Origin of the sequence: Streptomyces sp. NPDC055966, assembly GCF_042269865.1 — a bacterium.
In the GTDB taxonomy this organism is placed as follows: Bacteria; Actinomycetota; Actinomycetes; order Streptomycetales; family Streptomycetaceae; genus Streptomyces.
Genome location: NZ_JBHJYK010000016.1, coordinates 102,913 through 116,363 on the forward strand (window position 1 = coordinate 102,913; position 13,451 = coordinate 116,363).

At 71.3% G+C, this 13,451-nt stretch carries 9 protein-coding genes; 2 read left to right on the forward strand and 7 right to left on the reverse strand.

Annotated features, from left to right (window positions below):
• Positions 1-11: 11 nt before the first annotated feature.
• Complete coding sequence (locus ACFC8N_RS30590) at positions 12-4,478, forward strand: NaeI family type II restriction endonuclease (RefSeq protein ID WP_376291411.1); 4,467 nt, start codon at positions 12-14, stop codon at positions 4,476-4,478.
• 461 nt (positions 4,479-4,939) lie between these two features.
• Here the strand turns inward: ACFC8N_RS30590 and ACFC8N_RS30595 are convergent, their stop codons facing one another.
• From ACFC8N_RS30595 to ACFC8N_RS30625, 7 genes are all read right to left on the reverse strand, one after another.
• Positions 4,940-5,347, reverse strand: a complete 408-nt coding sequence (locus ACFC8N_RS30595; RefSeq protein WP_376291414.1) for a hypothetical protein — start codon at positions 5,345-5,347, stop codon at positions 4,940-4,942.
• A 365-nt stretch (positions 5,348-5,712) separates the two neighbouring features.
• Positions 5,713-6,510: a hypothetical protein gene (locus tag ACFC8N_RS30600; RefSeq protein ID WP_376291416.1), complete on the reverse strand. Its 798-nt coding sequence runs from the start codon at positions 6,508-6,510 to the stop codon at positions 5,713-5,715.
• A gap of 364 nt (positions 6,511-6,874) precedes the next feature.
• The gene (locus ACFC8N_RS30605; protein WP_376291419.1) at positions 6,875-7,903 is read right to left on the reverse strand and encodes a tetratricopeptide repeat protein; all 1,029 of its coding nucleotides are present in this window, start codon (positions 7,901-7,903) and stop codon (positions 6,875-6,877) included.
• Positions 7,904-8,347: 444 nt separating this feature from the next.
• Positions 8,348-8,875, reverse strand: a complete 528-nt coding sequence (locus tag ACFC8N_RS30610) for an NUDIX hydrolase family protein (RefSeq protein WP_376291630.1) — start codon at positions 8,873-8,875, stop codon at positions 8,348-8,350.
• 16 nt (positions 8,876-8,891) lie between these two features.
• Positions 8,892-10,070, reverse strand: coding sequence for an amidohydrolase family protein (locus ACFC8N_RS30615; protein WP_376291421.1), 1,179 nt, complete (start codon positions 10,068-10,070; stop codon positions 8,892-8,894).
• Position 10,071: 1 nt separating this feature from the next.
• Positions 10,072-11,475: a glutamine synthetase family protein gene (locus ACFC8N_RS30620; protein ID WP_362821777.1), complete on the reverse strand. Its 1,404-nt coding sequence runs from the start codon at positions 11,473-11,475 to the stop codon at positions 10,072-10,074.
• Positions 11,476-11,577: 102 nt separating this feature from the next.
• The gene (locus tag ACFC8N_RS30625; RefSeq protein WP_376291425.1) at positions 11,578-12,387 is read right to left on the reverse strand and encodes an SAM-dependent methyltransferase; all 810 of its coding nucleotides are present in this window, start codon (positions 12,385-12,387) and stop codon (positions 11,578-11,580) included.
• A gap of 207 nt (positions 12,388-12,594) precedes the next feature.
• Between ACFC8N_RS30625 and ACFC8N_RS30630 the strand changes: the two genes are divergently transcribed.
• On the forward strand, positions 12,595-13,449 hold the full coding sequence (locus ACFC8N_RS30630) for a Cof-type HAD-IIB family hydrolase (protein ID WP_376291427.1): 855 nt from the start codon (positions 12,595-12,597) through the stop codon (positions 13,447-13,449).
• The last annotated feature ends 2 nt before the right edge of the window (positions 13,450-13,451 follow it).

A 13,451-nucleotide genomic window follows, 5' to 3' on the forward strand; every position in this document is an offset into this window, starting at 1 on the left:
TGTTCTCGCGCGTGACGAAGGTCCTGGCCGAGAGCGGGGTGGAGCTCTCCCACGAGGAACTCCTCGACGCCATGTGGCTCGCCGGGAAGCTGCCTCGGGACTCCAGGCCCCTGGTGCGCTCCGCTGGCGTGGCCGCTGCGACCTCGGAGCGGCACGGAGAGCCGCACCGCGACGGGCCGACGGTGGCGGCGGCCGAGACCGTGGAGCCCGCACCAGAGCCGACCGCTGCGGAGTCCACGAAGAAGCGATCCGAGCGATCGCTGTTGGCCTCGGCGCAGCCCAGTCTCGACGAAGACGCGCAGGCGCCCGCGGGCCTGTCGCCGGCGGTCGCAGTCCGCACCCCGGACAGCAGTACCCTCGGCGTCGGGCAGCTCCGGCTCGGCAAGTCCCTCCGGCCGCTGCGGCAGCGCTTCCCCGACCGGCGCCAGCAGGAACTCGACGTCACACGGACCGTCGCTGCCATCGCTGACACGGGCGTGCCCGAGACCGTCACCAGAGCGGTGCGCACCCGCTGGCTGTCCCTGGCCCTCGTAGTTGACGACGGCGTCTCCATGGTCCTCTGGCAGCGGCTCGCCGCCGACGTCCGGGCGCTGATGGAACGTGCCGGGGCCTTCCGAAACGTGCGCGTGTACGGACTTGATACGCGCAACGGCACTCCGTCCCTGCGGACCAGCCCGTACCGCTACCGCGGTCGGCTCTTTACGCCGGAGGCCCTGTGCGACCCGACCGGCAACACCCTCGTGCTGGTCGTCAGTGACGGTGTGGGCGAAGCCTGGCGGGACGGTGGGATGCGCCAGGTGATGGACCACTGGGGACGTTGCGGTCCCACTGCGATCATCCAGGCACTGCCTTCCCGACTCTGGGCGAGCACCGGCATCGGCGCACGGCGCTGGCAGGTCACCACCCATCGCCGCGGCGGCCCCACCCGCGCCTGGCACGTCACCGACCCGGATCTGCCGCCGGACCTCGTCCGCTTCGACTCCGTACCCGTCCCCGTTCTCGCGCCGACCCCTGCGGCCGTCGCCGACTGGGCGTGGCTCGTTGCCTCGCCCGGCGGCACAGCGCTCCTCCCGCTCTGGGACGCTAGCCGTCTCGATTCCAACCGGACCGTGGCCGACGCCCGGGACGGCGATGCCGACGAAGCGGTACTCCGATTCAGGGAGGCTGCGTCCGCCGACGCGTATCGGCTCGCGGCCCATATGGCGGCCGTCGTCCCCGCCACACCGCCCGTGATGCGCCTGGTGCAGGCCGCCCTCGGGCCACCGACAGACATCGGCCACCTCATGGAAGTGTTCCTGGGGGGCTTGATGCACGAGCTCGACGCCGAGGGGGCAGATCGTCTGCCGCACCACCGGCGGTTCGACTTCACGGACGACGCCCGGCAGGTTCTCCTCAGCGCCGTCTCCCCGAGGGAACTGCTGCGCATCGCCGAGGCCGTGACGCGACGCATTGAGGCCGCCGTCGGCCGCGCCCCGGTCTTCCCGGCATGGGTCGGGCACCCGAACGGCCCGGCCGCCATCGACGACACCGGGCGCTCCTTCGGCTGGCTTCGCGAGCAGGTGCTAACGCGGCTCGGCATCCCGTCCGCCGGTTCCGAGCCGGTGGCGCTCGGGCCGGAACGGCGCCGTGTCCCCGGGGGCGAGACCGGGGGTTCCGCCGGCTCCCAGGACTCAGCTGCCGGGACTGACGAGGCGTACGAAGACGCCCCCGGTGAAACCCTGCCAGCCGGCTGGATAGAGCTCTTGCCGGAGGACCCGGTGCAGCTCGGTCGGTTCCGGCTCCGTGCACGCAGTGCCCACGGTTGGCCCCACCTGACGATGTACCTGGCCGAGGACGAGGACGGCACCGTCGCCATGGTCCGAGCGCCGGTCATGCTGTATACCCGCGACCCGGGAACCGCGCTGGACCTCGTCCGGACGGAAGCCGAGTGCCTGACGCGCATGCAGGGCACGCTTGTCCCCGCACTCCTCGGCGCGGCGGCGAACACCGCAGGGGAGCTGCCGTGGGTCGCGACGAGTTGCGTCCACCGCCGCGCAGACACGCCGTCCTCACCGCCCGCACCAAACTTGCGCGCCGTCCTCGACGAACACGGGGGGACGGTCCCAGAGGAGCTGTTCCTGCGAATCGGACTGGGCCTGACGGAAACAGTTGCGCTTGCCCACTCCCGGGGGCTCGTGCACGGCTCGCTCTCCCCCCGGTCCGTTCTCGTGACCGATCGCGACGTCCGGCTCGTCGGCTGGGCGACGGCGACAGTCGACGGAGTCGACAGCGCTCACCGCGACGTGCTGCCCCTCAGTGACACCTACCTGGAGGCGGACGACGAAGGGCAGCCGCTCACGCCGCAGAGCGATGTGTACGCCGTCGGGGCGCTGCTGCTGGCCCTTCTCTCGGGACGGTGGAGCGATCCGACGGTCGACATCTCGGAAAATGCCCGATTGACCAACTCCGGGATCAGCCCGGTGCTCCTGCGGTCCCTTTGGCGTTGTATGGAATACGATCCCACCCGCAGACCCTCCGCCGCCGATCTGGCCGGGGCGTTTGCCCTTTGCTCCGGAGGACCGACGGCGGACCGAGCGTCGGCAGGGGAGTTCCCCATCGCGGTGCCGGGCGAGAACACCGCGATGGGAGGCCGACCGCACAGAAATCCCTTGGCCGTGGTTTCCGAGGAGCCCGCACAGAAGCCGAGCCGTGATCCGGGCATCCCCGCCGACGAGTCGGGAATGGTGGTTGAGGGACGCTACCGGCTGACCCGGCAGCGGTACGTCGGAACGACGTCAACCACTTGGCAGGCGACGGATGAGCTACAGGCCCGGGAGGTCGCTCTCAAGCTCTTCGACACACCGAGGGCAGGCACGGGGTCCGGAGAAGAGGACTTCCTCGCCGATGCGGAGCGCCTGGCCGCACTCGACATTCAGGGAGCGGTGCGGGTCAGCGGCTACGGGTTGCACGATGGTCGTCCGTACCTTGTGACGGATGCTGTCGACGGCGACGACCTGGGGCGACTGCTGGACCTTGCACCTGGCACTCTGCCCCTGGAAAAGATCAGCGAAATCGGCGGGCAGGTCGCGGGGATGCTCGCCGATCTCCATCGGAACGGGTTGCTTCACCTGGACCTCAGTCCCTCAGCCGTAATGTTGTGCCATGACGGTCGGGTACTTGTGACCGATCCCGGTCTGTGCGTCCGCCGCCTGCCGCGCATCAACCCGAGTAGGCACATGCGACCCACCCCCAATCCCTTCGGGCTTCTGCCTCCCTACCGCTCGTACGAGGAGTTCTTCGAGGACGTTGCCGTCGACCACCGGAGCGACCTGTACTCACTGGGCTGTCTGCTGTACACCATGGTCACTGGCGCTCCGCCCGCCGCCGCGCTCACCCAACGCGAGGCAGAGGCTCACCGACGCTCGCATCCCCGACCTGCACTGCCCTCTGGCTTCCCTCCCGAACTCGAAGCGCTAGTCACGGACCTTCTAGCGATCAACCCCAAGGATCGGCCGGCTAACGCGGCCGAAGTGCTGGAAAGGCTCACGAGTGCGGGAGCAGACGATGAGGAGCTCATCGCGGCCCATCGTGCAGTGCAGGTTTTGGACCCGGACGGTACACGTATGGGGCGGGTCCTGCGGGATGCTATCGACGAGGTGCTGAACGGCGAGGTGACGGGTCGTTACGACTTGAAGCATCTGACCAAGGCAGAGCGGGCGCACCTCGGGAGCCTGGTCAACATTGCGATCCAGCGTGAGTTCGTCTTCGAGGACGGCCTTGCGATGGACTTCAGCATCGCCGACGTCGATGTTGACTGCCGTTTTAGCCTCACATTCGGCGGCTGGACGTTCCCTCACGGGACGCTGGGTCACATCTGCCTTCTAGTCTGGGCTGACGACTACGTGAGCCGGTGGAGTGTCGGCTTGCTGCGCGTCAAACAGGAGTGGCTCAACACTGGGCGTAATCGGGACCTGAGAGCCACGCTCAAAGCCGGGCACCGCGACAAGATCCTTTGGCTCTGGCGCGAGGCCGAGCTCTCGGAGAACATCTTGCTGCACATGCCCGGCACCGATCTCGAGGCGGTCTTTGGGAATAGGTCCGGTCAGGGCCGAGTCAACGAACTGTTCCGGCGCGCCCAGAGGCGCCGAATCGGGCGCAATGCGGTCCGTACCGTCGTTCAGCAGAAGGACTACATGAAGCGCGTCCGAGGGAACGGCGGATCCCGCTCGGCACTCCGGGACGAGGGGATCATCATCATGGGCGACAACGATGCACACCGGCACATCGCCCGTCAGCTCGGCCTTCCCGTCCCCCGGGAAGGAGAATTCGTCAGCGCGCGGATCGTGCCGGCTTTGCCTGGGATCGGCAAGCCTCTAGTGGAGATGGACGGCCGACTGTGGTGTCTGGCCTCTCCGGAAGACCCTGTGCACCGCGCGCCGGTGCTTCCTTCACAATCGGAAGCAAGCAGTGATCATATGGACGGGCCCCGCTGGAGGTGATGTCGGCCTCGTCGCCCCATCGCCGTGCAGCCAGGGGTGCCCGTTCTGGGGCGCAGAGCAGTCGGCACGAGTTTGACGCTGCTGCCGAGGACGACGCTTGTGGTGAGTGACGCCAGCGAGCAGGCACGACGGGTGCGCGACCTGCCGGGACCGCGACACGCATCGTGCATGGCTCGATCCGTCCGGAACCTATGGGTCTACGGCAGGCAGATACCCACGCTGTTACCACTGCCCTGGGGACCATTTGGGGACCACACGGTTCTCCCGACCCTGAACAGCACGCGCGGGGAGGCACCTTCTGCACGCTCTTTCTGCCTGATATGTGCAGGTAGTTCCCATGGCCTTCACTCCTGGGGGTCAAGGGGTCGCAGGTTCAAATCCTGTCGTCCCGACGTGTATGGCATGCACGTCAGGGGTCGTGTCGGAGAAGTCCGGCACGACCCCTTTCTGCTTCTCCCGGCTCACTCCCGACGCAGGTCGAACGTCAGGTTCGTGATGTCACGGGCCTGAAGCACCGGACCGTTCTGTGTGCCCCCGTCGATGGTGTTGTGCACGGCGCCGCCGGTGTCGCCCTGCATGCTGAGCCACCGTTGCTCCAGCCGCGCGCGGAACTCGTCGTCGAGGGCCGCCCGCACGCCGAGCGCGGTGGCCAGGGCCTGGGCATGGGCGGTGTTGTCCGGTTCGCGCTGCAGGGCGGCCAGTTCCACCTCGCCCGAGCCGGTCACCGGGTCCTCGCCGGACTCCTCGTCCGCAGTCCGCCGAAAGGGGCGGCGGACCAGCGCGGCCAGTCCCTGCCAGGCGTTCCGTCCGGCCTCGCCGCCGAGGTTTCCGGCCAGCGAGGTGAGCGCGGCCGCGGTGATCGGGTCCATCGGTGTACCCCTCGCTCGGTGTGTGCGGCCAGCTCAGGGTGCCCTGTGCGGCGCCCGCCCCGCCCGCGTCGCGATGTGGCCGGATCAGTCCCCGCCCGGAAGGGAGACGCGCAACAGGAGGGACGGGTGCGGGGATGCGGTCGTCGGGGCCCGGACGTGCGACCGCGGCCGTCGAGGGCGCACGGGTCATGTCGGGCCGTCGGCAGCCGAGTTGGCCGGAACCGGTGAGGTCGGCGAGGCCGCCGTCGCGGGCGCGTGCTGTCCCGGCCGGCGGCCGAACCGACCGGAGAGCGGACATCCTCCTGTGAGCCGGGAGCCGGGAGCCGGGAGCCGGGAGCCGGCCCCCGAGTCCAGGAGGGTCCCTGTCAGGCGGCAGGCGCGGTGTCCCGCCGCGACAGCGCGAGGAAGACCACGAAGCCGACGATCGCCACCGTCCAGGAGAGCGTCACCGGGCCGAGACCCCAGTCCAGGCCGCCGCGCTTGCCCGGCAGCGCCATCCAGTCGGCGAGGGAGGCGCCGAGCGGGCGGGTGATGACGTACGCCGTCCAGAACGCGGTCACCGCGCCCAGCAGGCCGCCGCGGTGGGCGACGGCCGGGACGCAGATCGCCACGGCGAACAGGACGGCCGAGCCCAGGTAGCCGAGGCCGATGGTCGCGGTGAGGTCGCCCGCGGCGGTGCCCAGCGCGAACGTGGCGAGGACGGCCGCCCAGTAGAAGAACTCCCGGCGGCGCGTACGGATGGAGTGGATGGACAGGGTGCGCTCGCTCGCGTACCAGAGCGCGAACACGGCCGCGAGGGCGGCGAGGAAGAGCGGGGTGGACAGGGTGTACGGGACCCCGAGCCCCACGTGGAGCACGTCGGCGGCCATCGTGCCGAACACGCTGACCATGACGATCGCCGTCCAGTAGATCCAGGCCACGTACCGGCGGACGGCGAACTGGAGCACGAGCGCCCCGGCGAAGGCGAGAAAGCCGAGGGCGACCGCCGGGACCGGGCCCAGCAGGTGGCCCAGGAAGTCGGAGGCGGTCTCGCCCATGCCGGTGGTGAGGACCTTGATGATCCAGAAGTAGACGGTGACCTCCGGCACCTTGTTCGCGCTCTCGCGTATGCGCGCGCGTGCGTTACCGCGTGGCGGGTCCTGGAGGACGTGCTCTGTGCTCATGGCTCGCACCTTCGCATGTCCAACTGTTCGTTCCCCAGCCCCCTTTGCCATTGTTTTGAGGCTTCTGGTGCAGCTGTTGCCTCAGCCGCTCACGAACCTGAACGCAACCTGAACGCCTGCCGGTGATCCCTGGTGGAGCACCGTGTGACCTGCTAAGAGCGTGGGGTGGGGTGGCCCGAGGGGCCACCCCGGGGTGATCCCCTCGGCGTCAGATCATGATGCAGCCGTCCTGGCTGACTTTCGCCGCCGAGGACGGTACGGCGGCCGAGGCGTCCGGCGCCGGCAGCAGGAGTTGCTACTCGGTTGTCATGTGGATCTCAATGGTGTTCGCCTGCTGCTCGATGGAGTGCGTTTTCCGCGGCCGTCAGCTCGCTCGCGTTCTGCGTCCGGTCGGCCAGGCGGACGGCGGTGCGCAGGAGCGCGACGGCGTCCTCGGATCGGCCCAGGTCGCCGTAGGTCTCACCGAGGCAGCGTGTGGCCCTGGCCTCCTGGTGGGCCGCACCCGGGGCGTGTGCGTTGTCCAGTGCGGCACGGAAATACCGCACGCCTTTTCCCTCTCGCCCGCGTGACGCAGGACTTCCCCGAGTCCGATCAACATGTCCGCCTCGCTCTTCGGGTCCTTGAGCGCCCGGAATTCCGCGAGGGCCTCCTCGTGGAGCTGCAACGCGCGGGCGGATTCTCCGCAGGAGGCCAGAATGTCGGCCAGACCGCCCTTCACCGTCGCCCGGTCGTATCGATTTCCTGAGGAGTCGAGAAATTTCAGCGCCTCCTCGAAGGAGCGCCGGGCGGATTTCAGTTCGCCGGTCCGGAAATAGAGGTCACCCGTGTTGTTGAGGGTCTTTCCGAGCGACGTGTGGCCGTCGGTCGCGGTGAATCCGCTGACGGCCTTCTCGAAGTGTTCCAGGGCCCTTTCGTGTTCGCCGAGGAACAGCAATGTCACGGCCATGTTGTTGTGGCCCCGGGCGCTGTCCCAGGCGTCCCCCGTGATCTTCCTGATGGCGAAGGACCGCTGGAGGAGGGAGAGCGCGGAGCGGTGGTCCCCGACATGCCATTTCAACGTGCCCAGCGTCCGGAGTATCTCCGCCTCCGTGTCGCCGCTGCGCCGGGCGATGTCCCGCGCCCGCTCGCCGATCCGCGTGGCCTGCGGGTAGTGGCCGGCGCAGGTGTGGGCGGTGCTCAGGTGATCGAGGGCGCGGCACAGCGCGGGCTCGTTCCCGGTCCGGCTCCAGTGGGCGGCCGCCGGTTCGAGGACGGCCCGTGCCTCCTGCCAGTGGCATTCGGCGTTCAGGAACTCCGCGAGGACGTAGGCCAGTTGGGCGGCTCCTCGGCCCGGCCGTGCGTACGGCAGTGGTGCTCCACGGCCAGCAGGTTCGGACGTTCGACGGACAACCACGCACGGCCACGTCGAAGGGTGTGCGGACCGCCTCCTCCCAGGGCAGCACGGCACAGCCGAGCCGCCCGAGGAAATGCGGCACTTCGTCGCCGAAGACGTGCGGCGGCGCGGTGGACGCCACCTGGACCCGGAAGTCGTCCTCCAGCAGCGACAGAATGTCGACCAGTCGTTTCGCGTAGGTGACGGTGTGCGCGACGGTCAGGACCGTCCTGCGCCCGAGCAGCGTCGGCCACTGGCGTCCCGTGGCCGACGACTCCGTGTCCGAACCCACTGCCGACACGGTGTACCCGCGTTGTCTCTCGCGAGTCCCTTACGGGCTGTCCACCGTGGCTCTGCCCGGCCGCGCGGACGGAGGGCTTGCCGCCGCCTTGCGGAAACCTTGCGGCGGTGGGGCGCCGGGCGCGGGCCGGCGCCCGGCCCGGCCGGCTGGTCCTGCCGCCGTCCTCAGACCGCCACTCCCGCATGGGCGAGCGCCTGCTTCAGCAGCACCGCGTGCCCGCCCGGCATCTCGCCCTGCACGGCCGCCGAGGCGGCCTCCTGGGGGGTGAACCAGACCAGGTCCAGCGCGTCCTGGCGGGGGCGGCAGTCGCCGGTGACCGGGACGATGTAGGCGAGCGAGACCGCGTGCTGGCGCGGGTCGTGGTAGGGGGTGATGCCCGCCGTCGGGAAGTACTCGGCGACGGTGAAGGGCTGGAGCGAGGTGGGGATGCGGGGGAGCGCGACCGGGCCGAGGTCCTTCTCCAGGTGGCGCAGCAGGGCGTCGCGGACCCGCTCGTGGTGCAGGACGCGGCCGGAGACCAGGGTCCGGCTGACCGTCCCGTCCGGGCCGATGCGCAGCAGCAGTCCGATGCTGGTGACCTCGCCGCTGTCGTCCACGCGCACGGGCACGGCCTCGACGTACAGGATCGGCATGTGGGCCCGGGCCATTTCCAGCTCGTCCGAGGTGAGCCAGCCGGGCGTGGTTTCGGTCATGTCTGACATTGCTTGATCATACTTTCCGGGCGGGGCGCTCGCTGGGGTCGCGGGCCGGTTCGGGTGCGGGCTGTCCGTAGAGGCGGCGGGCGTTGTCGGCGCCCGTCCAGGCGGCGATGCGCAGGGCGTCGGGCAGGCTCAACTCGTCGGCGTCGACGCGTTCCTGGAGGAGATCGGCGAGCCCCTGGCGGAAGCAGAGGGCGCCGAGATGGTGGAACTCGGCCACACCGTACGCGTCCGAGCTGTACAGCAGCTTGCGGAACGGGGTGATCTCCAGCGCCTCCGCCAGCACCGCCCGGCAGCGGGCCGGACCGGTGTGGTGCAGGGCGAGGCCGACGTCCAGGTACACCTGCTCGAACACCGCTGCCAGATAGGCGGCTTGGCGGTGGTACGGCCAGCAGTGCAGCAGCAGGACCGGGATCGTGCCGGAGATCAGGCGCAGCCAGTCGGTCAGCAGGGCCGGGTCGGCGTGGTGCAGCCGCAGGTCGGCGTCGCCGAAACCGGTGTGCAGCTGGAGAGGGAGGCCGAGGTCCACGGCGGTCCACAGCAGGTGCCGGACCAGGACCGGGTCGCTCAGCCGCCCGCCCGCCGCCAGCCAGGCCCCCGCGGCCCGGGTCACCTCCCGTGCCGGCGGGCGGGCCGGGTCCAGGGCGAAGCCCGTGCGGTAGGCGGCCACCGACTTCACCGCCACCACGTCCGGCCCGCGGACCGCCTCCTCGGCCGCCGCCCGGAACACCTCGGCGTACGCGTCCGCCGCGACGCCCCGCGCGGCCACCGCCTCCGCCACCTGCTCCAGTCGTACGACCTCGAAGGCGGCGGCGCCGGAGGCCGCGGCCAGTTGTGCGGGGGAGGTGAGCGGGTGGGTCGTGTAGCCGGTGTCCACGAAGAACGCCGCGGCCCCGGCGGCGGTCAGGAAGCGGCGGTTGACCTCCCGCCAGCCCAGCTCCGTACGGCGGGCCGTGTAGGCGTCCGGCGGCGCGTGCCGCGGGAGGTCCAGCAGGGGCGCGCAGTGCCGGCGCACGGCCACTCCGGCGGGCGTGTCGAAGGGCGACACGCCGGGCCAGGCCGCGCCCTCGGTGAGGAGTGCGGCGAACTCCCCCGGCGCGAGGTCGGCCGTCACGGCGCCGTGGCAGTGGTGGTCCACCAGCGCGAGGCCGGCCAGGGCCTCGTGGACCGGTCCCGGTGCGGGGGCCACCTCAGTACACCCAGCGGTAGGCGGCCGCCACCTGCGCGTCGTCCAGACCCTCGACCGCCGCCGCCTCGCCGAGCCGTACGGCGCTCACCGCGTCCGCGAGGACCGGGCCCAGCGCGGACCGCAGCACTGCGTCGGCGCGGAACTCCCGGACGGACTCCGGCAGGGAGCGCGGCAGCCGGCGGACGCCGAGCGCCGCCGCCTCGTCCGGGCCGTAGCGGGCCGGGTCGCCGGTGATCTCCTCGGGCAGCGTGCGCGCCCCGGCCAGACCGTCGAGGCCTGCGGCGATGACGCAGCCGAGTGCCAGATAGGGGTTGGCGGCCAGGTCCACCGGCTTGACCTCCAGATTGGCGTCCTGCTCGTGGCGGCCCGCCGTACCGGTGACCACCCGCAGTGCCGCCTCCCGGGTCTCCCGGCCCCACGCGGTGAACACCCCTGCCCACTGGGAGGGTCTGAGCCGCAGATGACTGGCCGGGCTCGGGGCGGTGACCGCCGTCAGCGCGGGCAGCCGGGCCAGGATCCCGGCCGCGAAGGACTCCGCCTCGGGCGTCATGCCGTAGCGCCGCTCCCCGCCCGCGTGCAGGTTCACCCCGTCGCGCCGGCAGGACAGGTGCAGATGGCCGCCGTTGCCGACGCCCTCGGCGGACACCGCCGGCGCGAAGGAGACTCTCAGGCCGTGCCGTGCGGCGAGCGCGCGGATCGTCTGCCGGACCAGCACGCTGCGGTCGGCCGCCGCCACCGGGTCCAGCGCACCCACCGAGATCTCGAACTGGCCGGGGGCGTACTCGGGGTGGAGCTGGTCGACCGGGACGTCCTGCGCCTCGAACGCGGCGAGCAGGTCGGCGGTGTAGTCGCTCAGCTCCACCTGCCGGATCGCGCCGTACGCCGGACCGGAGACCGCCGGGACGAACTCACCGGCGGGCGCCGAGTCCAGGCCGAGCGACCACTCGACCTCGATCGCCGCCCGGAACGTCAGGCCGTGCCGCTCGGCCGCGTCGGTCACGATCCGGCGCAGGAAGGTCCGGGCGCAGCCGGGGTGCCGGGCGCCCTCCTGGGTGATCCGGTCCACCGGCGCCCACGCCCAGCCGGGCTGCCCGGCCAGCACCACCAGCTGGTCGAGGTCGGGGTAGAGCCGCAGATCGCCGTCCGGGGAGCCGAGGACGTCGGTGGTGACGACGGAGTCGTTCGCGAGGAAGGTGTCGAACACCGGGGACATGCCGACACCCCAGGACACGGCCGCCGCCAGCCGGGCCGTCGGCACGGTCTTGATCCGGCAGACGCCCGCGGTGTCGACGTACGCGAGGACGATCCCGCGCACGTCCCGCGCGGCCAGGCCGGTGGTGAGCGCGGCGACCCGGCGCAGATCCTCGGGGCGCCCGCCGGGCACGGGATCGGCAAGGGTGGTCATACGTCCTCCTCGGCTACGTCCTCGGCGGGCACGGCCCGGGCGCGTCCTCGTCGGCCGCGTCCGCCCTCGCGCGGCCCGCGGGGTGCCGGCCCCGGGCCGGCGTCAGCGTTTCACGGCCACCGCGCCGAACTGCGGCACCGGCGCCGCGACGGCCGGGTCGGCGCGCCACTGCGAGCAGGGCACGAGGCCCGGCTCGACCGGCTCCAGGCCGTCGAGGAACGCGGCGATCTCCGCGCGGCTGCGGGCGGTGATGGGCGGCGTGGCGTGGGCGTTCCAGAACTCCATCGCCGCGCGGTTGCCCTCGCCGCCCACGTCACCGTCGTAGGTCGGATGGGTGAGGACCAGAGCGCTGCCGGACGGCAGGGCCGCCACCAGCCGCCGCACGATGTCGCGGGCCTCGCCTGTGTCCAGGACGAAGTTCAGGATGCCCAGCATCATCAGCGCGACCGGCCGGGTCAGGTCCAGGGTGTCGGCGGCGCGCCGCACGATGGTGTCCGGGTCGCGCACATCGGCGTCGATGTAGTCCGTGGCGCCCTCGGGCGCGCTGGTGAGCAGCGAGCGGGCGTGCACCAGCACGATCGGGTCGTTGTCGACGTACACGATCCGGGACTCGGGCGCGATCCGCTGCGCGAGCTCGTGGGTGTTGTCCACGGTCGGCAGGCCCGTGCCGATGTCCAGGAACTGCCGGATCCCGCGCTCCGCGGCCAGGAACCTCACCGCCCGCGCCAGGAAGTCCCGGTCCGCGCGGGCCACGTCGCGGATCACCGGGAACAGCCCCGCGACGTGCTCGCCGACCTGCTGGTCGACCTCGTAGTTGTCCTTGCCGCCGATCCAGTAGTTCCACACCCGGGCGTTGTGCGCCACGGAGGTGTTCAGTCTCGCCGGTCCGGCTGTGGGGGAGCCCTCGGTCACGTCGCCGCCCTTCTCGCACGCGGTTGCCCGCCGTCATTGTGCCGCCCGTTGATCGCGCTGTCCCGGGAAATGCCCGCTCCGGGCGGTTCGGGGACGCTCCGGGACGTCCCCGGTCATCGGGGACCGGCTCCGGGACACCGCGTCGCACGAGGAACGATCGCATGAGGAACACTGGACGCCGTCACTCCCCCCGACCGGAAGCAGGACATGCCCGCCACGCCCGCGCCCCTCCCCGACACCGCCGGCCTGCCCACGGGTCCCGCCGACATCCGGCTGATCGTCACCGACATGGACGGCACCCTGCTGGACAACGCCAAGCGGATGCCCGAGGGCCTGTGGCCGGTGCTCGCCGAACTGCGCCGCCGCGGCGTGCTGTTCAGCCCCGCCAGCGGCCGCCAGTACGCCACGCTGGCCCGGCAGTTCGCCGAGGTCGCCGAGGGCATGGTGTTCATCGCCGAGAACGGCACGTACGTGGTCCGCGACGGCGTGGAGCTCAGCTCCGACACCCTCGACGCGTCGGTGGCCGCGCGGATCGTCCGGACGGTGCGGGGACTGGCCGAGGACGGTGTGGACGTGGGCGCCGTGGTGTGCGGCAAGCGGGCGGCGTACGTGGAGCGGACCGACGAGGCGTTCCTGGCGGAGGTGCGCACGTACTACGCCGAGCACCGCGTCGTGGCGGACCTCACGGCCGTCGACGACGACGTGATCAAGGTCGCGCTGCTCGACTTCGGGTCCGCCGAGCACACCACCGCCCCCGCGCTCGCCGAGTTCGCCGGCACCCATCAGGTCGTCGTCTCCGGCGAGCACTGGGTCGACGTCATGAACCGCACGGCCAACAAGGGCACCGCCCTGCGCGGCCTGCAGCGGGCACTCGGCATCACGCCCGCGCAGACCATGGTCTTCGGCGACTACCTCAACGACCTGGAGATGCTCGACGCGGCCGACTGGTCCTTCGCCATGGCGGGCGCCCACCCCGAGGTCGTGAGCCGGGCCCGCCACCTGGCACCGTCCAACGACGACAACGGCGTGCTGCGGACCATCTCCCGGATCCTCGGCCTGTGACC